The sequence below is a fragment of the Providencia sp. AGC89 genome (assembly GCF_053543535.1).
In genome coordinates this window covers 1-22,766 of record NZ_JBIXLP010000076.1, presented here as the reverse complement: position 1 = coordinate 22,766, position 22,766 = coordinate 1, and the positions used below count along the sequence as shown (strand labels likewise).

Here is a 22,766-nt window from a genome sequence, read left to right as displayed (position 1 = left end):
ATTCATTTTTAAGCAACCGAGTGTATTTCAAAATGGGTAAGAACGTTGTCGTACTGGGCACCCAATGGGGTGACGAAGGGAAGGGCAAGATCGTTGACTTGCTGACAGAGCGTGCTAAATATGTAGTTCGCTATCAGGGCGGCCATAATGCTGGCCATACTCTTGTTGTAAACGGTGAAAAAACCGTTCTCCACTTAATTCCATCCGGTATTCTTCGTGAAAATGTCATCAGTATTATTGCTAATGGTGTAGTTCTAGCGCCAGATGCATTAATGAAAGAAATGAAAGAATTGGAAGACCGCGGTGTTCCTGTTCGAGAACGCTTACGTCTTTCTGAAGCCTGCCCACTGATCCTGCCTTATCATATTGCATTAGATAATGCGCGCGAAAAAGCACGCGGTTCTAAAGCGATCGGTACAACGGGTCGTGGTATTGGTCCTGCTTATGAAGATAAAGTTGCACGTCGCGGTTTACGTGTTGGTGATTTGTTTGATAAAGCAACGTTTGCAGAAAAATTAAAAGAAATCGTTGAATATCATAATTTCCAACTGGTTCATTACTATAAAGAACCTGCTGTTGATTACCAGAAAACGTTAGATGATATTATGGCTGTTGCTGACATCTTGACTGGCATGGTAATTGATGTTTCTGATCTGCTCTATAAAGCCAATCAGAAGAATGAATTAGTGATGTTTGAAGGTGCGCAAGGTACATTACTGGATATCGACCACGGTACTTACCCTTATGTGACGTCTTCAAATACAACGGCTGGTGGTGTTGCGACAGGTTCAGGCTTAGGTCCGCGCTATGTTAACTACGTACTGGGTATCATTAAAGCTTACTCTACACGTGTTGGTGCTGGTCCATTCCCAACTGAACTATTTGATGAAGTGGGTGACTTCCTGCGTGAGAAAGGCCAAGAATTTGGTGCGACTACAGGTCGTAAACGTCGTACAGGTTGGTTAGATATCGTTGCTATTAACCGTGCGGTACAGATCAACTCATTGTCAGGCTTCTGTATGACTAAACTGGACGTGTTAGACGGTTTAGAAGAAGTTAAACTTTGTGTCGGTTACCGTCGTCCAGATGGCCAAATACTTGAAACTACGCCTTTGGCGGCAGACGAGTGGGATGGTTTAGAGCCAGTTTATGAATCAATGCCGGGTTGGAAAGAAACAACTTTTGGTGTGAAACAAAGAGAATTACTGCCACAAGCTGCTTTGAATTACATTAAACGTGTTGAAGACTTAACCGGTATTCCAGTTGATATTATTTCAACCGGTCCAGATCGTTCAGAAACAATGATCTTACGTGACCCATTTGACGTTGAGTAATAACACTGACAGCGCCTAATACAGGCGCTGTTTTTTTACTGCCTTATCCACATTTCCTGCCTTGTGATGTATCTTCTTTGATAAAGCATTCCAAATTTCACATAATATCCGCATAATGATTGATAAAATTGAATCTTCTGTATGTATTTTGTGCAATTAAGTGCATATTTGATTTGGGTAATACGCTAAACTGTATTTAAGTCTATATAATTTACTTACGTGCTCTATTTTATGCAGAAAGTAACGTTTCTGGGAGTAAAATAGAAAATATGCATTTTAAGGTAAGTCACATTTTTTAGGCCAAAAGCTTTTTTAGACTAATCGCTTTGTGGCCAAATGCGTTAAAGCCAAAATTTTGAGGTGATTGTGCAACTAACGAGTTTTACAGACTATGGATTACGAGCTCTGATTTATCTGGCTTCTCTCGGTGAGGGGAAGATGACCAGTATTACAGAGGTCACCGAAGTTTATGGTGTATCTCGTAACCATATGGTGAAAATTATTAATCAACTCAGTCACCTAGGTTATATAAAAGCCACCCGAGGTAAAAATGGCGGGATTACACTTGGGCAACCAGCTGAATCTATTCGTATAGGGGATGTGGTTAGGGCATTAGAGCCCCTAACACTTGTTAATTGTAGTGGTGAATTTTGCCACATAACACCTGCGTGTCGTTTGAAAGGTGTATTACACCAAGCAATACAGCAGTTTTTACAAGAACTTGATCAATATACGCTGGCGGACATGGTAAAAGATAACAGCCCGCTCTATCAATTACTGCTTGATTAATATTCGCAGTAGTTATGAATTCTGATGACAACGGAGGTAACGATGTCACAAGATCCTTTTCAGGAAAGAGAAGCAGAAAAATACGAGTCACCAATTCCAAGCCGAGAATATATTCTTGACCTTATCTCTAAACGTACAGCTCCTGCCAAACGCGAAGAAATCGCACAATTATTGAACTTATCAACTGAAGATGAACTAGAAGCTTTACGTCGCCGGTTAAGGGCGATGGAGCGTGATGGTCAACTGGTCTTTACACGCCGCCAGTGCTATGCGTTGCCAGAACGCCTAGATTTATTAAAAGGAAAGGTAATAGGCCACCGTGATGGTTATGGCTTCTTACGCGTTGATGGTAAAAAAGAAGACTATTATTTGTCTCAAGATGAAATGAAACGCGCCTTGCATGGCGATATCATTTTGGCTCAACCTTATGGGCAAGATCGCAAAGGGCGCACGGAAGTCCGTGTTGTCCGCGTGTTAGAACCCCGTAATAACCAAATTGTTGGCCGTTATTTTATTGAGTCAGGCATGGGGTTTGTTGTACCTGATGATAGCCGCCTTAGCTTTGATATTTTGGTCCCTAAAGACAAAATTAATGGCGCTCGTATGGGGAATGTTGTAGTTGTTGAGTTAGTCACTCGTCCACAACGCCGTTCTCAAGCTGTCGGTAATATTATTGAAGTACTGGGTGAAACGATGGGAACCGGAATGGCGGTTGAAATCGCATTACGCACCCATGAAATTCCACATTCTTGGCCACCTCAAGTTGAAAAACAAGTTGCTGACCTCAGTGAACATGTCCCTGAGTCAGCCAAAAAAGGGCGCGTTGATTTACGCGACTTGCCTTTAGTGACAATTGATGGTGAAGATGCCCGCGACTTTGATGATGCCGTTTATTGTGCACCGAAGAAAGGCGGAGGTTGGCGCTTATGGGTCGCAATTGCGGATGTTAGTTACTATGTTCGTCCGCAGACAGCTCTAGACACCGAAGCGCGTAGCCGCGGTAATTCGGTATACTTCCCATCTCAAGTAGTCCCTATGCTGCCTGAGGTGCTATCAAATGGTCTGTGCTCATTAAACCCAGGTGTTGACCGCTTGTGTATGGTGTGCGAAATGACGGTGTCTGCATCAGGAAAACTGTCTTCATACAAATTTTATGAAGCTGTTATGAGCTCTCATGCAAGGTTAACTTATACAAAAGTATGGAAAATCTTAGAAGGTGATGAAGAGCTACGTGAACACTATAAAGCACTTGTGCCACATATTGAGCATTTGCATCAACTATATAAAGCATTAGATTCCGCACGTATTGAGCGTGGTGCGATTTCTTTTGAATCTGAAGAAGCGAAATTTATTTTTAATGCTGAACGCCGCATTGAAAGTATCGAGCCGGTTGAGCGTAATGATGCACACAAATTGATTGAAGAGTGCATGATTTTAGCTAATATTGCGGCAGCTCGGTTTGTTGAGAAAAACGAAGAGCCCGCGTTATATCGCGTGCATGATCGCCCTAAAGAAGAGAGCGTGATGAATTTACGCTCTGTTTTCAGTGAATTAGGTTTAACTTTACCCGGCGGAATGAAACCTGAGCCAAAAGACTATGCTCAGGTCATGAATGAAGTGGCAGAGCGCCCTGATCATGAATTGCTGCAAACTATGATCCTGCGTTCAATGAAACAAGCTATTTATGACCCAGAAAATCGCGGTCACTTTGGTTTAGGTTTAAAATCGTACGCCCACTTTACGTCGCCAATACGCCGATACCCGGATTTAACATTACACCGTGGTATCAAGTATTTGCTGGCTAAAGAGCACGGTCATTCGGATAAACGTTGGACTGAAACGGGTGGCTGGCATTCTGATATGGACAGTATGCTACAATTAGGTGAGCATTGTTCGATGACTGAGCGCCGTGCTGATGAAGCAACTCGTGACGTCGCAGACTGGCTGAAATGTGACTTTATGCAGGATCAAGTTGGTCAAGTTTTCACAGGGTTAATTACCAGTGTGACCGGTTTTGGTTTCTTTGTTCGTCTGAATGATTTATTTATTGATGGCTTAGTGCATATTTCTACCTTGGATAACGATTACTATCGTTACGATGCTATTGGTCAACGTTTAATTGGTGAGTCATCGGGTACGACCTATCGTCTTGGTGATGAAGTGGAAATCCGTGTTGAAGCCGTGCACATGGATGAGCGTACAATTGATTTTGCTTTGATTTCAACAACTCGCAAGGCTAAAAACCCTGGTAAAACGACTCGGGACAGAATGAAGAAAGATGTCAAAAATGCGACGCGTTCAACCCGTAAAAAAGGGGATGCAAGCAAAGAGAAAAACTTCGAGCCTGATTCTGCATTCCGTCGTTCTGAGAAAAAAGCCAAAAAAGGTGATGCTAAGCCAGATGTGAAAGGTAAAGGAAAGAGTAAAAAACCTTCCGATAAAACCAAGAAAATTACGGCTAAATTAAAAGCAAAACGTGTTGCAAAGAAAATACCAAAACAAGATGGATAGGTCTTTCTTAGCTGTAATACTTTGTTAATTAACGAAAGTGGCGTAAACGCGCCACTTTTACATTTTTATCAATACATAAGAAACTTATGAGCGAAATGATTTATGGCATTCACTCTGTGAAAGCCTTACTTGAGCGTTCACCGCAACGCATTAAAGAAGTGTATATTCTGAAAGGCCGCGAAGACCGTCGATTAATGCCACTCGTGCGTGAAATCGAAGCCTTAGGTGTTGTCGTTCAAGTTGCCAATCGTCAGTGGATGGATGGGAAAACTGAAGGGGCGGTTCACCAAGGTATTATTGCGAAAGTGTTGCCGGGTAAGCAGTATCAAGAAGGTGACTTGCCCGACTTACTCGACAATACTGAGTCGCCATTCTTATTGGTACTCGATGGCGTGACAGACCCTCATAACTTAGGCGCTTGTTTGCGTAGTGCGGATGCGGCTGGTGTTCATGCAGTTATTGTTCCGAAAGATAAGTCAGCTCAATTGAATGCAATAGCCAAAAAAGTTGCTTGTGGAGCGGCTGAAAATGTACCGCTTATCCGAGTTACAAATTTGGCAAGAACCTTGCGCTTGTTACAAGAGTACAATGTTTGGATTGTGGGGACAGCGGGAGAAGCTGACCATAACTTGTATCAAAGCAAGCTAACGGGGGCTATCGCTCTAGTGATGGGAGCAGAGGGCGAAGGTATGCGCCGTTTAACTCGGGAACATTGTGATGAGCTAATCAGTATCCCGATGGCAGGTTCAGTTTCGTCACTGAATGTCTCCGTTGCAACAGGGGTTTGCTTGTTTGAAGCCGTTCGCCAACGTCTGGCGGGTGTTAGCAAATAAATATTATGGTAATAACTGCATCCATCACTTGAGTTTTATCTCAGGGATGGGTATAGTTACGCGTCAATTTTTTAGCCGCACTCAATAAGTTCCTTGCCTCCGCGGGCCGCGGTTAACCCAGACAGGAGGCTAATAATCCGTAAGGAGCAACTACTAATGCGTCATTACGAAATCGTTTTTATGGTCCATCCTGACCAAAGCGAACAGGTTCCGGGCATGATCGAGCGTTACAGTGCTGTTATCACTAACGCACAAGGTCAGATCCACCGTCTGGAAGACTGGGGCCGTCGTCAACTGGCTTACCCAATCAACAAACTGCACAAAGCTCACTATGTTCTTCTGAACGTAGAAGCTCCACAGGAAGCGATTGATGAGCTGGAAACTAACTTCCGCTTCAACGATGCCGTTATCCGCAGCATGGTTATGCGCTTAAAACACGCAGTAACAGAAGCTTCTCCAATGGTTAAAGCTAAAGACGAACGTCGTGGCCGTGACCTATCTGATGAATATCAGGAAGAAGAAGCTGAAGAAGCTGGGGATTCTGAAGAGTAATTGCGCAGGTGACCACCAATCGTTTAGTGCTCACAGGCATAGTCTGTAAAGCATTGATTCGAAAAGTGAGTCCGTCAGGCATTCCTCACTGCCAGTTTGTTTTAGAACATCGTTCGAAGCAACAGGAAGCGGGGTTGTCAAGGCAAGCATGGTGCAGAATGCCCATTATCGCCAGCGGACAAACCTTACAAGCCCATACTCACAGTATAACGGTCGGCAGTTGGATTACAGTAAGCGGTTTCATTAGCACTCATCAAGGGCGCAATGGAATTAGCAAGATAGTCCTCCATGCCGAGCAGATTGATTTGATAGATTCTGGAGACTAGCCATATGGCACGTTATTTCCGTCGTCGCAAGTTCTGCCGTTTCACAGCGGAAGGCGTTCAAGAGATCGACTATAAAGATATCGCAACGCTGAAAAACTACATCACTGAAAGTGGTAAAATTGTACCAAGCCGTATTACCGGTACTCGTGCAAAATATCAGCGTCAGCTCGCTCGTGCTATCAAGCGCGCTCGCTACCTGTCTCTGTTACCATATACTGATCGTCATCAGTAATTGGTACAGTCCATTAACGACTTAAGAGGATAAGGTAATGCAAGTTATTCTGCTTGATAAAGTAGCTAACCTAGGTAGCCTAGGTGATCAGGTTAACGTTAAATCGGGCTATGCTCGTAACTTCTTAGTTCCACAGGGCAAAGCTGTTCCTGCAACTAAGAAAAACATCGAATTCTTCGAAGCTCGCCGCGCTGAACTGGAAGCTAAATTAGCTGACGTTCTAGCAGCAGCACAGGCTCGTGCAGCAGCAGTTACTGCGCTGGGTTCTGTAACTTTAGCTTCTAAAGCTGGTGACGAAGGTAAACTGTTCGGTTCAATCGGTACTCGTGATATCGCTGATGCAGTTACTGCAGCTGGCGTTGCAATCGCGAAAAGCGAAGTTCGCCTACCAAACGGCGTTCTGCGTACTACTGGTGACCACGAAGTTCACTTCCAGTTACACAGCGATGTTTTCGCAGAGCTGAACGTTATCATCGTTGCTGAGTAATCAAAAATGATGGTATGCACCGTTGATTTATCAGTGGTGCAATAAAAAACACCGGCATAGCCCGGTGTTTTTTGCTTTCTAGGGGATCTATTTCCCTATAACCTATATTCTAAGTAATTCATTGGAATTAGCTTTAATGTATTTAAACGCTAAACTTTATTGATTTGCTAAACATTGGTAGTCGAGTATTTCCCCCGCTGAACCTAAATTCAACTCCGTGATATCCAACCGATTTGCTAGCAACACCTTTGAGCCATCTTTCAGCTGTACCATTGCTAAACCATAATTTCCCATCTCGTCGTGATGTTTCACAACATAATCATACAGTTGATTGAATGGATTTTTTGCATCGTTAAATTCAGATTGAAGTTTTTTTGCTAAGTAATGATGGCCAACGAGCTCAGTTGGTAGAAAAGCCCAGTCTGTTGTTATCGTTGACGAAAATTGGTTTAGTTTCTGGTGGACTTCTTGTTTTAAACAGGCAAGGTGAATATGTAATTGGTCTTGTGAACGCCCATATTGCGAATTAACGGCAATAGCTAATAAATCATCAGGGATCTCTTTTTTTGATTGTTGTAATAAACTGGCCCGTTCTTGCCAAGCTAAAGCGAAATAGTTAGGCACATTTGCCGTTATTAATTGTTTTGCTTCAATCCCTTTAACCTTACTGGTAGGGATAACTAAGTTATGTAATGGCCCTTTTTTGTCTTTAAATAACACATACTGATTTTCCGTATCGACTTTTAGGCAAGGGGGAGTGATTGAGTGAGTTTGTTGTTGGGGAATGCATTGGCTATTAATGATATTCCAGAGTGCATTAGCATTGAGTTTAATCCAAGAAATATAACCAATAATGATGGCTAACAATAGGAAAAAAAGCCCCAAAAAAAGTTTAACCCATTTGTTTTTTAGCATAATAATTTGTTAATGTGTGTATTTTAGGTTGAAAGAACTTTAAGCATACAGCAAAAGCAGGTAGGTTAGAGGGAAATAGTGGTTGGATGTCGCTTATCGGGCAGCTTAATGACAGTGAATTAAGCTGCCCATCGTTATTTACTATGGAGTACGGTAATAGCCACCGTCACTTAACCTAGCAAAGCTATAAGTTTTCCCATCAGATGCGGTAATTTCCAATAGTTGGACTTCGCCTTTTGCATTTGCTTTCAAACGAATTTTTTGCCCTTGGCGCAAATTACTTAATGGCTTTTCTGCGCCTTCAACGCGAGCCATGGTAAAGGCATCATTGGCTTGCAGGTTATTATCACGAAATAGTTGGGCGAGTGTTTTGCCTTTTTGTACGCGATAATTCTGCCATTTATTGGCTGATGGGCTCACCGTATTAGGTTCTTCACTTGGCGGTTGCGTGGTTGCCGTTGGTGGATCAACCGGTGCAGGGTCAATGGGTTCAGGCACTATTTCGGGCTCTGAGGGTAACGATTGTGGTGCGCTTTCTCCTTGGGTTTCAGGTTCTTGGGTTGGAGAGGGGATGACTGGGTCAGGTGTAATATCAGGTGTGGTTGGCGGTGGGACCACAATAGGTTGATTCTGTGCAGTTGTGTTTAACGGTTTATCTTCCGCGGGCCAAAGTAGGGCTACCACGACAATGAGAACTAAAGTAGCAATACCATAGCGGTGAAATTTTGAAAGTTTAAACATCACTCCTCCTTGATGAGGCAATGAGTAAATTTGCTCATATTTCCACGATATTAACACCATTTTATTGTATTTTAAGGGCCTGACTCGATTTTTCAGAGAACACTGAGTTAATTTATCGCTAATCAGCTGCTTTTATTATTTAGATCGATTGTTTGGGTTTACCCATAAGTGTCAGGCTGCTATCCTTGCTTTTTTCTCAAAACCATATGGGTGTTTTCATGGCAAACCAAAATTTCGATTCAGTAGAAGCACAAGCGAGTTATGGCATTGGTCTACAAGTTGGGCAGCAATTATTAGAGTCAGGCTTAGAAGGTTTAGTGCCAAATGCGATTTTGGCAGGGCTTGTTGATGCTTTAGAAGGCAATATGCCATCAGTGCCTGTTGAAACACTACATAAAGCACTGCGTGAAGTTCATGAACGCGCCGATGCTGTTCGTGTTGCACGTCAGGCTGCATTAGCAGAAGAAGGCCAACAGTTCCTTGATGAGAACCAAAAACGTGAGGGTGTTTCAACCACTGAATCTGGTTTGCAATTCTCAGTAATTAACCAAGGTGATGGTGCTATTCCTTCACGCACAGACCGTGTTCGTGTTCACTATACGGGTCGTTTAATTGATGGCTCAGTATTTGATAGTTCAGTTCAACGTGGTCAGCCAGCAGAATTCCCAGTGAGTGGCGTGATCCCTGGGTGGATTGAGGCATTAACACTGATGCCTGTAGGGTCTAAATGGGAGTTGTATATCCCTCATCAATTAGCATATGGTGAGCGCGGTGCGGGTGCTTCTATCCCTCCATTTAGCACATTAGTGTTTGAAGTAGAATTATTGGAAATCTTATAATTTAAGTAAATTTGCTTAAGTTTTAGATAAATGCCTCATTGTTGGTTCAACGGTGAGGCTTTTTTTATAGCGTAAACTTTTCACGCTTGCTAATCTTGCTGTAAAGGGTGATTGAGAGGTGATTAAAATGCTACAACAAATTTGTGAACTAGCTCAAGAAGCAGGCTATGCCATTATGGAAACCTACAATGCACAAGAGCCTTTGCAGGTTGAACATAAAAGTGATAATTCCCCTGTAACAGAAGCGGATATTGCAGCTCATAAAGTCATTGCAGCAGGGCTCACTCGTATTGCTCCAGATATTCCACAACTTTCGGAAGAAGACCTTGTTGACTGGTCAGTTCGTCAACATTGGCAACGCTATTGGTTAATAGACCCACTTGATGGCACAAAAGAATTTATCAATCGCAATGGGGACTTTACCGTTAATATTGCATTGATTGAAAATGGAGTGCCTGTGATGGGGGTTGTGTATGCCCCCGCGAAAGGGCTGTTATATTACGCAGAGGGGAGCCAAGCATGGAAAGAAGAAGGTGGTCATAAACAGCGTATTCATGTTCAGGATATGAAACCCCCTGTCATTGTGATCAGCCGTTCCCATCAAGATAGCGAACTGATGGATTATTTAACCCAAATGGGCGAACACACTACGGTGGAAATTGGTTCCTCATTAAAGTTTTGTTTAGTTGCAGAAGGCAAGGCGCAGCTTTATCCACGCTTTGGGCCAACCAATATTTGGGATACTGCGGCAGGTCATGCTGTGGCTATTGGTGCGGGTGCGAAAGTGGTTGATTGGCATGGGAAAGTACTGGATTACACGCCAAGGGAATCATTTTTAAACCCAGGTTTTCGTGTTATTTTATTCTAGATAATTAAAACCAATAGTTGGCGCTTAAACATTCAAGTGCCAACTATTCGGAGTGCTAGTTGTCTAATTGCAGTACTTTAGCCGTTGCTGCCCGGATATCTAAACAGGCTTTTGCATCTTGTTTTAAATCAACCCCATAAGTTGGAATAATTTGTTTTAAGCGTGTTTCCCATCCCTCTGCTTTAAGTTGCTCATCGAAACAGGTTTTTAGTACGTTTATCGCAATAAAAGCAGCCGTTGACGCCCCCGGAGAAGCCCCCATTAATACAGAGAAGGATTTATCTGCACTGGTAATTAGTTCAGTACCGAATTCTAAAACCCCTTTCTTATCGTGATCTGGTTTTATAATTTGCACTCGTTGCCCTGCAACGACTTCTTTCCAATCTTCATGTTGAGCATCAGGGTAGAATTTTTGCAACATGGCAAACTGGTGAGCAGAAGTTTGTAGCACTTGCCCCACCAAATATTCAGCAAGTGACCAGTTATCTTTGGCGACCGCTAACATGGGTTCGATATTATTGAGATGAACCGATTCAAATAAATCGAGATAAGAACCATGTTTTAAAAACTTACTAGAAAAGCCTGCATAGGGCCCGAATAATAATGAACGTTTACCCCCAATTATACGGGTATCCAAATGAGGTACTGACATTGGTGGCGAGCCTTTATCCGCTTTCCCATAAACTTTAGCATGATGGCGCCCTGCAATTTGTTCGTTATCACAACGTAGCCAGATACCACTGACAGGGAAACCACCAAACCCTTTACCTTCGGGGATGCCTGATTTCTGTAATAATTCAATAGCACGCCCACCGGCTCCGACAAAAACAAATTTTGCCGAAGTAACTTGTTTTTCATGAGTAATTAAATTTTTTACTTCTACATTCCAGCGGCCATCTTTTGTTTGTTTAACATCAATGACTTCATGCTTATAGTGAAGAGAAAAACCGGTTTGTTCGTTAAGTTGTGCAATTAATAGGTGGGTGAGAGCGCCGTAATCGACATCGGCTCCTGTCGCGACACGAGTGACCGCAATTTTTTCATCGCCTTCACGCCCTTCCATTAATAATGGAGCCCAGTCATCGATCTGCTTGGGGTCATCACTGTACTCCATATTATGGTAGCAATGGTGAGCGGACATCTGGCGAAAGCGTTGCTGTAAAAATTTCACATTGTCTTCACCCCAAACGAAACTCATATGTGGGCAAGGGTGAATAAAATCGCGAGGGTTTTTTATTTTGCCTTTTGTGACAAGGTATGACCATAGTTGGCGCGATAAATCGAATTCGGTGTTAACCTCAAGTGCTTTACTTATATCTACAGTGCCATCAGGGTTAGGTGGCGTATAGTTCATTTCGCAGTTTGCCGCATGGCCGGTTCCTGCGTTATTCCAAGGATGAGAGCTTTCCTGAGCACAATCGTTTAATCTTTCAAAAATAGAAATTGTTAACGAAGGCTCTAACTCTTTGAGAAATGTAGCGAGGGTTGCGCTCATAATACCAGCGCCGATGAGGGCTATATCGACATTCTCTACAATAGGTTTATCCATTATGACCTCTAATTTTTAGTCGGGGTGAAGCAAAGCTGAGTATCTTCTTGATAGACAACATAAGCACGACGCCATGGTTCATCACCAATAAGCCGCCACTTATGACCCGTCCCAGTATTATCTTGCGCTAACAGAATATCACCTGGATTAATGACAAACTTAGAGCCATCTTTAGTTTCAAACTCTAAAGTACCGGTAAGAGTGATGACATAACGAGGAACGGGGTCCTTATGCCAATCGAAAGATCCGCCTGAAACGGTTTCACGAAAAGAAAGTTCACTAACAGCTATAGGAAGAGTTTGGTTATCACCATCTGCATTAGGAACACGACCAAGCTCTAGAGTTCCTTCTTCAAATAGAGAATTTCCATCTTCTCCCGTCCACATACGAACACAGCGTATCATTTTGTTTAGCTCCTTAATGACGTACAGAAATGTATCACAACTATTCGATATTCATTAGATATAACAAGCAAAGCTCTTAAAAAGATAATATTTAATTTTGATATAGTTTTAAATTTAAAGTGTTTTAGGCTTCAGGTCAAAAATATTATCTGATTATCTAAATATAGCTTAATAACAACAGTGAAACTTAGTTTTTTACCATTAATATTAAATAAATTTAATTTTTAAATCTTAATTTGATTGTCTTTTTAGGATGGTGTTAAATCTATCTTGGATAGATTTTCTATGCTTAGAAAATATTTTTAAGTATATTTACTTTAGGTTTTTCTATGGTTGGGTTGTAGTTTGATTATACAAAATATAATATTTTTGATGTTTTATATAAGAATTTTTATATCCATAATGTATTGTAAAAACCAAATGTTAACTGATTTTTAAAAGTTAGATAATGGATAAAATATCATATAAACCCTCATTTCGAAGTAATGAAACTAGTATTTTTGATAAGATAACTAATGCAATTTCATCTTTTCCTTTAATAATTAAAAATATAACTAATACTACACATTTTCCTAACAGAATAAACTTAAATGGGAGAATAGTAAAAAAAGCCGAGAAGGTTGATGCTAATAAGGCATTAAAAGAAATTTTAGATATTGGGAAACATATCCATCGCGAAGCTATTGAGGTAACTCAATCTCCAATTCAAACTCAGCCTAATATTAATCATAAATTATCGTTGAAAGGTAACAAGGGGTTAATAGTTGGTAGCTTATTATTATTGGATCTGCAAAAAAATAATGCCATTCATCGTAGTGGTCATGAGGAGAATACAACAAATTTGATGGGGATGGAAAGGGGTGAAAGAAATTATAATGATACTATTCATTTTCATAGGAAAAGACGAAGTGTTTTCGAATCACTTAACCTAAAATTTGATATGAAAACAAATGCATACCTAGATCACTTAAGGGAAACAGAAACTGGTTTTATAGGTAAAAAAAGTTATATTGGCTCATTGGTTTTTAAGTTAGAGGCTAAAGGCTGGCCATTAGATTTTAACTTATTAAAAAATAGATTTGAAAAGGACAAGTCACGTAGAATAAAAATAATAAATAAGTCTAAAAATATGTTAAAAGAAGCAGAGGCTAAAGCTTTTAGCCATAGGTTTAAAGCATTATTTGGACAGCCAATAAACTATTTAGGTCGAGAAAATAGTAGGTTAGTAAACAATGAAGGTAAAATAAAAAAATTAAAGCAGCATATCGCTAGGGAGGAAGCAAGGTTAACCAAAGAAACTGAAAATTTGTCTGTGCTTAATTTATTACTTCACCCTGATAACCCCAATTTTTCTACAGCTTGGATGGGGTTCTATAAAAAAATAGATTACTTGTATGCAGAAAAAAATAAAATTGATTTAGAATGTAAGGAATATAGCCAGCATTTGGAATCATTGCCTAAAAATAGTAACCCAATTGCCTTTAGGTATATTAGTTCTGAAAAATATAGTACAGAAGTAAAGCTAGCTAATGCAAGAAAAGAATATAAATTGCTCACTGCTAAAATTAATTCTATGGAAGCAGCGGCAAGTATTGAGATGTCTCAAAATGATTTAAAATCGCAACTTAGTCTAGAGACTCAAATGGAAAGAATAGCTGCTGAATTAAAAGTAACGCAGGTAAATGAATTGGAGCTAGAAAATAATGTTAAGAATGCTAAAGAAGAGTTAGATAAGCTAATATTATCTGGTTTATTAGTTAATGGCATAAATATTGATTGTACTGATCTCGATAAAGTTTGGCAGGTTCATTTTTATCAGGGAGCTAACTTTAAAGGAAGTATTTCGTTTTCTAATACAATAAAAGAATTTAGCTTAAGGAAGGTTCTGCTGGGGGAAGCAGATCGTTCTATTTTTATTCATGTGGGAGGCTCTCAAAGTATTTTAAAAATAAATAGTAAAAATAATGATGCGAAGAATGAAACATTACTCAAATTATTAAATGATAAAAAAAGCCGATTAAATATTGCGGACTCAGTTATGTCAGAAATTGAGAATTCTGCATTTAAAAAAATAGATGACATTGATTTTATTGATGATTTTAAATTCAGTGTACATGGTAAAATTTTGCATGTTTTATCAAAATCATCTCAACAATTATCAAAAGAACCTAAGATCTATCAACATATTATTGAAGGGTTTATTAGTGGATTAATCAAGCCTAGTGTCGTGTTATTTGAGGGTAAAGTTGTTCCTGGTTTACTTTCTCTTGGAAGTGAACATCATAACCTAATTTTTTCACTTCCAGATAATGACCTTATTATTTCTAGTACATTCCACGAAAATAAGAAGTTAGCTAAATTTATTCATAAGCATTTAACTAAAATTGACCAAGAGGGGTTTAGCAAAAATAATTTAGAAAATATTAAACATATAGATAACCGACTAAATCAGAAGTGGCAGCATAGGTTAACCTTTATTGAAAGAAGCCCCAATATTCAGTTTAAAACTGAGCCTGAGATTGACCCTTATCGATTGCTACTAAAAAGTGGAGTTGAAAAAAATTTTTCTGATCTAAACGGTGTTATTTATACATCATATGAAAAAACAGCAAAATTAAGTAATGACGTCAAGAAAATGTTGATTGAGTCTGCTGAAGTTATCATGATGTTAACAACTACAGGGGTATCATCACCTTGGATTATATCCGCTGAATTTATGGCGGGCATTTCTTTAAAATTAGCAAACATATATTTAGATATGCAGCTAATTGAAAACTCAGATCGTGGTGCCGATATAGAGCAGGCAAAGAAAAATTTGATGGTTGGAAAAATATATTTATCACTTAATCTTGCTAAAGCACCAAGGTTGATGGTGCAGGTTATCGGCAAGTGGTTAGATTTAATTAATACATTAGAAGGTATTGCGGCAGAAAGATTATTCAATCCATTAGCTAAATATTCAAAGTTTAGGGTAAATCGAGGAGGAGACGATTTAGCAACAACCGCATTTCGATATGCTAAATTAGATCAATTTAGTTTCCCTAACCTATTAAAGAAAAAACACCCTGATGGCTTATGTCATGGGTTATCTTTAGAGATCTTGCAACGGTTAGAAGAAAGCGTTGACCCACAAAAACACTTATTTTCTGTTGTTGCTAGCTTAAAAGAGGATTTAAAAAAGCCTGCTTCTTTCTCAGGGAAGGTATTTGATAGTATAGAGAGAAAACAAACTCAGCCTTCTTTATTTAAAACCCAGAAATATCATAGAGAACCGACTGTAAGATATAGGGGAGAGCACCATGATTTAGTCAAAAAATTAGAGGATGATGTGATGGAGCTAAATCCGGGTGATACTGCACTAATAAGGGCGTATATAAGAAAGTCAGATGGTTCAATTCTTTCTGAAGGGCACATAATTATGGTTCAACGTATATCTAACCAACAATTTGAGTTGTTTGATTCTAATAATGGTGTTTTTTCATACTCGACAGAAACGGGGTTCAAAAAAGCATTAATGAATTATTTTAATTTGGCTTATCGTGACCACGGTTTGTTAATCCCTGGAAGTTTTACTCGTTTTATCTTATAGCTATAGTAATAAAGGCTTTTAGCTCTTTATAAAAATTAATATTTTAGAATTGAATTCAATGCTAGGTGTTGTATTAACATAATAGTCTTACCATCAACAATTTCGCCAGTTTTGATAGCTTCTAACGCTTTAGGAAATGGCCATTCTAAGACTTCAATATCTTCACCTTCTTCAGCTAACCCGCCACCTGCATTGCTGCGGTTATTGTCGTTGTACTCAGCAATATAGAAATATAGCTTCTCGGTAACGGAACCGGGGCTCATAAATGCTTCGAAGACTTTTTCTATTTTGTCGACTTTAAAGCCAGTTTCTTCCTCTGCTTCGGCAATGATACGGGTTTCCGGTGAAGCATCGTCAAGCAAGCCTGCGGCAGCTTCAATCAGGAAATGCTGGTAACCATTTACGTACATAGGCATACGGAATTGGCGTATCAAGATAATGCTGTTTTTTATTTTATTATAGAGCAGAATGACTGCGCCATTGCCTCTATCATAGACTTCACGCTCTTGTTGTTGCCAGTTTCCATCTCTTCTTTGTAATTCATAGGTGTATTTTTTTAAGATATACCAATTATCGGAAAGCAGTTTTTCTTTGATATTACGTAGTTGGGGGTGTTTCAGTGACATTGGATGATCCAAAATAACAATTATATTTATGTCTAATCTAGCATTGTTAATATTGGTATAAAATAGGATTTTGGCGATGAAGTAATAGCATACTTCAGGTACAACCCTGAAGTATGCTAACGAAGGGATATGATGGGTTATTTAATGATCTGAATTTGTTTAACTTCAACTTCCCTTGAATTCCAATCTTTATCGATTTTACCGCGGATTTCGACTTTATCTTTTGGTGTGACATTAACACCATTCCAACGTTTTTCACTGATTTCAAGGTTGATGGTGCCTGTGCCATCAGTAAATTCATAATGTTTATAGTCAAGTTGTTTAACGATATTACCACGTAAAATAACCCAGCTATCATCAGACATCTCTAGTGCTTTTGCGACGGTTGTTTCTCCGCTATTAGGGCCAATAAAGCCCCCATTTTGATTGGTTTGCGTTGTATTATTAGTGACAGCACCCGGACCGTCAAAACCGCCATTTGCAGCAAAAACAGGGGCTGTTGCAAGAGCGGCAATTAATGTAATTAAAGGTAATTTTTTCATGATCAGTTTCTCCAAATAAGACGTAAACTTGTTTATATGGAAGTTATTAAAGCAGGTAAATCTTAACAGGATCTTAAGAAACTTAATTGATGCATTATATTTTTAATTTAATAAATAATAGCTAGTCATTTCATTACTGATGGGATAAATATAATAATATTCTGATACGGAGGGGTTATGCGTATTCTATTAATCGAAGATGACAGGCTAATTGGTGATGGGTTAAAAGTAGGGTTAACTCAACTGGGTTTTTCTGTTGATTGGTTTATGGATGGAAAACTGGGGCAACTTGCTCTTTTTGATGCTCCCTATGATGCCGTGGTACTTGACCTCTCATTACCCAATATTGATGGCATGGACATTTTGGCACATTGGCGCAAACAGGGGCGTGATGAACCGGTATTAATTTTGACAGCCAGAGATGCTCTGGAGCAGCGGGTACAAGGCTTACAACGTGGAGCGGATGATTATCTGTGCAAACCTTTTGCCTTAATGGAAGTTATGGCTCGTTTGCAGGCATTGATCCGCAGACGAAGTGGTCAGTTAACACCTAAATTGACTCATGGAGATGTGGAAATGGACCCGTCTGGGATGACGGTAACTGTTAAAGGGGAGCCTGTTCAACTTAAAGGGAAAGAATTGGCATTATTATCTCTATTTATGCATAACCCAAATAAAATTCTATCGCGAGGCTTAATAGAAGAGAAACTGTATAACTGGGAAGAGGAAGTATCGAGTAATTCAGTTGAGGTACATATTCACCATTTAAGACGCAAGTTAGGTAATACGTTTATTCGTACTGTTCATGGTGTCGGTTATCGATTAGGTGATGATGAATAATGAAAACATTTAGTCTTCGGCTAAAACTTACCTTAATGTTGCTGTTATTAGCATTGGTGACATGGGGTATCGCGAGTTCACTAGCTTGGTATCAAACGTATAAAACCATTAATGAGCTATTTGATACACAACAAATGGCATTTGCTAAACGTTTGTCTGTATTGCCTTCAGATCTTGAATTGTCTAAACCTTCATTAAAGAAAACAAAAAAATTATTACGGAAAAATCGAGGCGATCAAGATGATGATGCATTAGCTTTTGCTATTTTTACGCTTAAGGGGCAGATGGTTTTAAATGATGGTGATAATGGGAAAAAGATTGTATTTAACTTTGCAAGGGAAGGCTTTTCTGATGGGAGAGTTACAGGAAGCGATGACTCGTGGCGCTTTGTTTGGTTAAAATCTCAAGATGGGCAATATGTTATCGTGGTTGGCCAAGAGTGGGAATATCGGCAAGAAATGGCAACGGATATCATGGTGGCGCAATTTATGCCTTGGTTGGTGGCATTGCCGTTGATGCTAGTCGTATTTCTATGGCTTTTAACCCGTGCTTTGCGGCCTTTAAAAGAAGTTGCAAACCAATTGCGCTATCGTCAGCCTGATGAATTAACACCTATTGAAGTATCACGTATTCCAACCGAAGCAAAGCCAATCATAGACTCAATGAATGGTTTGTTTGAGCGAATCAATAATATGTTTGCGCGAGAAAGGCAGTTTACATCTGATGCTGCCCACGAGCTGCGTAGTCCTCTCGCAGCCTTAAAAGTGCAAGCGGAGGTGGTACAAATTGCAGAGAATGACACTGATATTCGTCACCATGCAGTAGCAAACTTATCCGAAGGGATTGACCGTGCATCTCGTCTTGTTGACCAATTGCTCACATTATCGAGGTTAGAATCGATATCCCAACTTGAAGATATTACTGAATTATCTTGGTTATCTCTGATTGAAACTGCAATCAATGATATTCAGCCGGAGGCGCAGGCTCAAGGAACCACGGTGATCAGCATGATTAAAGGCGAACCGCCGACATTAAAAGGCCAAGCACTGTTATTGAGTGTACTGCTCAGAAACCTACTTCATAATGCAATACGCTATGGCAAAGCGAAAGGGCGAGTAACGCTAACGTTGTACGCAGACCACCTTGAAATTGAAGACGATGGTGATGGGGTGACCCCAGAAGTTTTACAACGCTTGGGAGAACGTTTTTATCGGCCTGCGGGGCAAGAAAAAACAGGGAGTGGTTTAGGGCTATCTATTGTTAAGCGAATTGCTCAATTGCATAACTTACAGGTTATTTTTGCTAACAGTGATAAAGGCGGTTTTTGCGTTAAAGTATATTGGTTGGTTTATTAAATTTATGTGAGTTACAGCGTCGCTAAGATATAACGCGTTATTATTAATTAGGTAGAATGGGGTAATGCAAAGAACACAACCACCTTGGTTATAAATTGTTTTTATTGGGAAGTTTTTAAAGCAATATGTGTTGGTTAATAAAACTATCAATAAACCATATAATAATGAGTAGTTATTAATGAAATGGTTATAATTATGCATATGGCATATTGAGGAATTTTAGAATAACTGACTATTTTTGTGTTCGCTGTTTTATGATTGCTAATGGGCTTATGTAGTGTGCACTTAAGGGACACTACATAAGATGGATGTCATGTTACTGATTTAAGCTGGAAACAAGTAAACTCATCACTTTTTCAATTTCTTGAGGGGTTAATTCACCATCTTTGAAAAATAATACTTTCCCTTGGTTATTCAATACGATAATTGCGGAGCTTTCAGGTTTTAACCCCCATGCATTTTTGACGACACCGTCACTATCAACAATAAATTGAGAGTAAGGAAACTCTTTTTTACTGTCTTCAACACTATTTTTAACAAATACACCTGTACCGAAAATAGCGTCATCCGCATTCACGATAGTCGTGGTTTGATAGGCATCGTGAGGGAGTTTGGCTTGTTTGATAGCTTCTATTAACGGTGCATTAAGTTCTTTCGCTGAAGAGCGGCCCGCAATATGTTGGATAGTGCGTACCTTGCCAATTAATTGCTGGCTTTTCCATGGCTGATTATCCAGTTTCCCTTCATTGTTTATGATGAGCTCCCCCTTGTCAGATACAGAAACGGCAGGAACTGTTTGGTTTAATTGAATATTAGCAGCAGTGGCGGCGGTTGATATTCCGAGTAAAAAAATCGACACTAAAAGATTTTTAATCATATATACCCCTTAAATTTTGCTTTTGCCTTGTTAGAGAGGTGAACCTAAGTACCAATTCTATAATTGATACTTATAGCATAGCTCATCGGATGAGTTTCAAAAGAGAATTTAACATTTTTTTAAAATTCAGAATAAAGACAAGGTTTGTAAGGATTTAACAGTTATTTGACACTGTCATGTTATGTCAGCAAATTGAATAAAACTGCAATTTTAGAACCAAAATGGAAATTTCTGGTCTATGATTATTGTACGGTATGAGTTATTGAATATCGTAAGAACAAAGGGGAGGCTAAGTTCTAATGAAAATTTTTAACCGTTATAACCCATTTAAGATTGCTCTTTACGTCAAAACGTTATTCCGTGGCAGGCTCTATATTAAGGATTTTGGGGCATTTGAGTTTAATTATGGGAAAATTTTACCACCTAAAGTCAGTGATAAGCGCCATTACAATGTGATGAGTGAGGTTAACAAACAGGTATTATTATTACAGGCGGAGTTAGGGTAGCGTTAATCAAACTTAGGTTTGGTTAACAATAGCGCCACTCAAGGTGGCGCATTGAAATGAAACGGCTTTGCAACTAAATATTAGTGTTCAGTATCTTTGGTTTGTCGTTTTGCATCAGCCGTTTCAGTCGTGTTTTTTCCCGGTTGTACAATTACTGGTGCTGGTATTGCCGTGAGGCGAGTTACCAGTAGTTGGTCGATTTTGAAGTTATCAATATCGACAACTTCAAACTTATAACCCGCATATTTAACGTAATCTGTACGCTTTGGCATCCTTCTTAACCGGTACATCATAAAGCCTGCGATGGTTTCATAGTTACTAAAGTCAGGGAAATCATCGATATCTAAAATGCGCATGACATCTTCAATAGGGGTTCCCCCTTCAACTAACCAAGAGTTCTCATCACGTACCACAATTTGTTCTTCTTGCCCTGAGCCAACTAAATCGCCCATTAAAGTAATCATCACATCGTTGATAGTAATGATACCCATAACAAGCGCATATTCATTAAGAATAACGGCGAAATCGACAGCATTCGTTTTAAATGCTTCTAGTGTATCTGACAGGGAAAGGGTATCCGGTATCATTAGCGTATTACGAATATGTACACCGTCTTTTAAACTTAGACTTTGCCCATTCAATACGCGATTAAGTAGCTCTTTGGAATCAACGTAACCAATGACATGGTCAATACCCCCAGCACAAACGAGGAATTTAGAATGTGGTTGAGTTGAGATTTTATGTTTAATACTTTCTTCTGACTCGTCTTTATCAAAATAGATAATACTTTCACGTGGTGTCATCGCTGATGGCACAGTACGAGATTCAAGCTCAAAAACATTCTCAATTAATTCATGTTCTTGCTTACGTAATACCCCAGCGACCGCGCCTGCTTCAACGACGGCAAAGATATCATCAGAGGTGATATCTTCATTGCGCGATATAGGTAACTTGAATAGCTTGAAGATGAGGTTGGCAAGGCCATTAAAGAACCAGACAAAAGGGCTGAGAACCACCAAACAAAAGCGCATTGGATTGACAATACGGATGGCGATTGCTTCGGGTTTCACCATGCCAATACGTTTTGGTGTTAAATCCGCCACTAAAATAAATAAACTAGTCACAATGGTAAAAGAAATGATTGAAGCGATTTGTTGTGCCCAGTTAGGGGATAAAAACTGAATAAATACATCATACAATGCAGGTGAAAAAGCTGACTCGCCCACAATACCTGCAAGAATGGCAACGGCATTTAAGCCAATTTGCACGACGGTAAAAAACATACCAGGCATTTCTTGTAATTTGAGTACTCGGGCCGCGTTAATATTCCCTTCGTCTGCCATTAGCTTAAGTTTAATACGGCGGGAAGCCGCCAATGAAATTTCAGACAAAGAAAAGAATGCGCTAATTGCACATAATAAAAGAACGATCAATAAGCTGTTAATCATAGGTTTTCCTGACACCCTTCAACACTAAGATTGATTCATTTTTAATGATCTCAGTAGGTATCATCTCGGGTAGAAAATATATTCAATAAGTAAATATACAGTAGCGCACTATGCGCAAAATAATTGATATGTTCGATGAGTATAGCATCGGGTATATTTATCTGGCTAGATATTCATCATAAATCATGTTGTAGGGCGGTGTTTACTTTATTGCCTGAGCCGTGTACTCGATTATGCTCAGGTAATTTATTATCTATCTACAACATGATTTATCTAGAATGAAAAACAAATTAAAAACTAATAATTTATGTTTTAATTATTTAATGAGGGGGGTAAGCAAACACCAATACCCCCTAAGCCACAATAACCATTTGGGTTTTTGTATAAATACTGCTGGTGGTAATCCTCTGCGAAATAGAAGGTTTCCAATGGCGTAATCTCAGTTGTAATCTGACGTACATCATTTTGTGCTTTCATTGCTGCTTGGTATGCTTGCAAGGTCTTCATTGCTTGCTGGTCTTGTTCATCGGAAACCGTATAGATGGCCGAGCGGTATTGGCTGCCAATATCGCCACCTTGGCGCATCCCCTGAGCAGGGTCGTG

The 22,766-nt window shown here is 39.6% G+C and carries 23 protein-coding genes; 14 read left to right on the top strand and 9 right to left on the bottom strand.

Features of this window, described 5'->3' with window-relative positions; all coding sequences use genetic code 11:
- Window positions 1-32: 32 nt before the first annotated feature.
- The 8 genes from ACIPUA_RS17330 to rplI all read left to right on the top strand — a co-directional run bounded on the left by ACIPUA_RS17330 (window position 33) and on the right by rplI (window position 7,064).
- Window positions 33-1,334 (top strand): adenylosuccinate synthase, encoded by a 1,302-nt coding sequence (locus ACIPUA_RS17330; RefSeq protein ID WP_042845810.1) that lies wholly within the window; start codon window positions 33-35, stop codon window positions 1,332-1,334.
- A 366-nt stretch (window positions 1,335-1,700) separates the two neighbouring features.
- Window positions 1,701-2,123 (top strand): nitric oxide-sensing transcriptional repressor NsrR, encoded by a 423-nt coding sequence (gene nsrR / locus ACIPUA_RS17325; RefSeq protein WP_004907407.1) that lies wholly within the window; start codon window positions 1,701-1,703, stop codon window positions 2,121-2,123.
- Window positions 2,124-2,165: 42 nt separating this feature from the next.
- A complete protein-coding gene (gene rnr, locus ACIPUA_RS17320; protein WP_042845806.1) occupies window positions 2,166-4,634 on the top strand; it encodes a ribonuclease R in 2,469 nt (822 codons plus the stop codon).
- Window positions 4,635-4,720: 86 nt separating this feature from the next.
- Entirely contained in the window at window positions 4,721-5,467 is a 747-nt protein-coding gene (gene rlmB, locus ACIPUA_RS17315; protein WP_042845805.1) for a 23S rRNA (guanosine(2251)-2'-O)-methyltransferase RlmB, read from the top strand.
- Between the two features lie 156 nt (window positions 5,468-5,623).
- Window positions 5,624-6,019: a 30S ribosomal protein S6 gene (rpsF, locus tag ACIPUA_RS17310; RefSeq protein ID WP_042845804.1), complete on the top strand. Its 396-nt coding sequence runs from the start codon at window positions 5,624-5,626 to the stop codon at window positions 6,017-6,019.
- 8 nt (window positions 6,020-6,027) lie between these two features.
- Entirely contained in the window at window positions 6,028-6,345 is a 318-nt protein-coding gene (gene priB, locus ACIPUA_RS17305; protein ID WP_042845802.1) for a primosomal replication protein N, read from the top strand.
- A gap of 4 nt (window positions 6,346-6,349) precedes the next feature.
- Window positions 6,350-6,577 carry a 30S ribosomal protein S18 gene (rpsR, locus tag ACIPUA_RS17300; RefSeq protein ID WP_000135199.1) on the top strand — a complete coding sequence of 76 codons (228 nt, stop codon included), beginning with the start codon at window positions 6,350-6,352 and terminating at the stop codon, window positions 6,575-6,577.
- A 37-nt stretch (window positions 6,578-6,614) separates the two neighbouring features.
- Window positions 6,615-7,064 (top strand): 50S ribosomal protein L9, encoded by a 450-nt coding sequence (rplI, locus tag ACIPUA_RS17295; protein ID WP_042845797.1) that lies wholly within the window; start codon window positions 6,615-6,617, stop codon window positions 7,062-7,064.
- 156 nt (window positions 7,065-7,220) lie between these two features.
- Here rplI and ACIPUA_RS17290 read toward each other — a convergent pair whose 3' ends face one another.
- Entirely contained in the window at window positions 7,221-7,979 is a 759-nt protein-coding gene (locus tag ACIPUA_RS17290; protein WP_042845795.1) for a CDP-diacylglycerol diphosphatase, read from the bottom strand.
- A gap of 141 nt (window positions 7,980-8,120) precedes the next feature.
- The gene (locus ACIPUA_RS17285) at window positions 8,121-8,720 is read right to left on the bottom strand and encodes a LysM-like peptidoglycan-binding domain-containing protein (RefSeq protein WP_042845792.1); all 600 of its coding nucleotides are present in this window, start codon (window positions 8,718-8,720) and stop codon (window positions 8,121-8,123) included.
- A gap of 218 nt (window positions 8,721-8,938) precedes the next feature.
- On the opposite strand from ACIPUA_RS17285, the gene ACIPUA_RS17280 reads away from it, so the two are divergent.
- Complete coding sequence (locus ACIPUA_RS17280) at window positions 8,939-9,559, top strand: peptidylprolyl isomerase (RefSeq protein ID WP_042845791.1); 621 nt, start codon at window positions 8,939-8,941, stop codon at window positions 9,557-9,559.
- Window positions 9,560-9,686: 127 nt separating this feature from the next.
- Window positions 9,687-10,427: a 3'(2'),5'-bisphosphate nucleotidase CysQ gene (gene cysQ, locus ACIPUA_RS17275; protein ID WP_042845789.1), complete on the top strand. Its 741-nt coding sequence runs from the start codon at window positions 9,687-9,689 to the stop codon at window positions 10,425-10,427.
- Window positions 10,428-10,482: 55 nt separating this feature from the next.
- Here cysQ and mqo read toward each other — a convergent pair whose 3' ends face one another.
- Both mqo and ACIPUA_RS17265 read right to left on the bottom strand, forming a co-directional pair.
- On the bottom strand, window positions 10,483-11,976 hold the full coding sequence (gene mqo / locus ACIPUA_RS17270; protein ID WP_449059906.1) for a malate dehydrogenase (quinone): 1,494 nt from the start codon (window positions 11,974-11,976) through the stop codon (window positions 10,483-10,485).
- A gap of 8 nt (window positions 11,977-11,984) precedes the next feature.
- Window positions 11,985-12,380, bottom strand: coding sequence for a cupin domain-containing protein (locus ACIPUA_RS17265; protein WP_042845785.1), 396 nt, complete (start codon window positions 12,378-12,380; stop codon window positions 11,985-11,987).
- Window positions 12,381-12,828: 448 nt separating this feature from the next.
- On the opposite strand from ACIPUA_RS17265, the gene ACIPUA_RS17260 reads away from it, so the two are divergent.
- Window positions 12,829-15,969: a hypothetical protein gene (locus ACIPUA_RS17260; protein WP_449059905.1), complete on the top strand. Its 3,141-nt coding sequence runs from the start codon at window positions 12,829-12,831 to the stop codon at window positions 15,967-15,969.
- A gap of 35 nt (window positions 15,970-16,004) precedes the next feature.
- On the opposite strand, the gene nudK is transcribed toward ACIPUA_RS17260, so the two are convergent.
- Both nudK and ACIPUA_RS17250 read right to left on the bottom strand, forming a co-directional pair.
- A complete protein-coding gene (gene nudK / locus ACIPUA_RS17255) occupies window positions 16,005-16,595 on the bottom strand; it encodes a GDP-mannose pyrophosphatase NudK (protein WP_048605815.1) in 591 nt (196 codons plus the stop codon).
- A gap of 137 nt (window positions 16,596-16,732) precedes the next feature.
- Window positions 16,733-17,137 (bottom strand): YgiW/YdeI family stress tolerance OB fold protein, encoded by a 405-nt coding sequence (locus tag ACIPUA_RS17250; protein ID WP_042845781.1) that lies wholly within the window; start codon window positions 17,135-17,137, stop codon window positions 16,733-16,735.
- Between the two features lie 177 nt (window positions 17,138-17,314).
- Here ACIPUA_RS17250 and qseB point away from each other — a divergent pair, with 177 nt between their 5' ends.
- Together qseB and qseC are read left to right on the top strand one after the other, a co-directional pair.
- Complete coding sequence (gene qseB / locus ACIPUA_RS17245; RefSeq protein WP_042845780.1) at window positions 17,315-17,977, top strand: quorum sensing response regulator transcription factor QseB; 663 nt, start codon at window positions 17,315-17,317, stop codon at window positions 17,975-17,977.
- Window positions 17,977-19,332: a quorum sensing histidine kinase QseC gene (gene qseC / locus ACIPUA_RS17240; RefSeq protein ID WP_449059904.1), complete on the top strand. Its 1,356-nt coding sequence runs from the start codon at window positions 17,977-17,979 to the stop codon at window positions 19,330-19,332. The genes qseB and qseC overlap by 1 nt, the downstream gene beginning before the upstream one ends.
- Before the next feature lie 316 nt (window positions 19,333-19,648).
- Here qseC and ACIPUA_RS17235 read toward each other — a convergent pair whose 3' ends face one another.
- Window positions 19,649-20,209, bottom strand: a complete 561-nt coding sequence (locus ACIPUA_RS17235; protein ID WP_449059903.1) for a YtfJ family protein — start codon at window positions 20,207-20,209, stop codon at window positions 19,649-19,651.
- 299 nt (window positions 20,210-20,508) lie between these two features.
- Here ACIPUA_RS17235 and ACIPUA_RS17230 point away from each other — a divergent pair, with 299 nt between their 5' ends.
- Complete coding sequence (locus ACIPUA_RS17230; RefSeq protein ID WP_042845777.1) at window positions 20,509-20,715, top strand: DUF1107 domain-containing protein; 207 nt, start codon at window positions 20,509-20,511, stop codon at window positions 20,713-20,715.
- An 80-nt stretch (window positions 20,716-20,795) separates the two neighbouring features.
- Here the strand turns inward: ACIPUA_RS17230 and ACIPUA_RS17225 are convergent, their stop codons facing one another.
- On the bottom strand, window positions 20,796-22,163 hold the full coding sequence (locus tag ACIPUA_RS17225) for a hemolysin family protein (RefSeq protein ID WP_449059902.1): 1,368 nt from the start codon (window positions 22,161-22,163) through the stop codon (window positions 20,796-20,798).
- Window positions 22,164-22,475: 312 nt separating this feature from the next.
- Window positions 22,476-22,766, bottom strand: a 291-nt coding sequence (locus ACIPUA_RS17220; RefSeq protein WP_449059901.1) for a peptide-methionine (S)-S-oxide reductase, incomplete at its 5' end; no start/stop codon positions are given.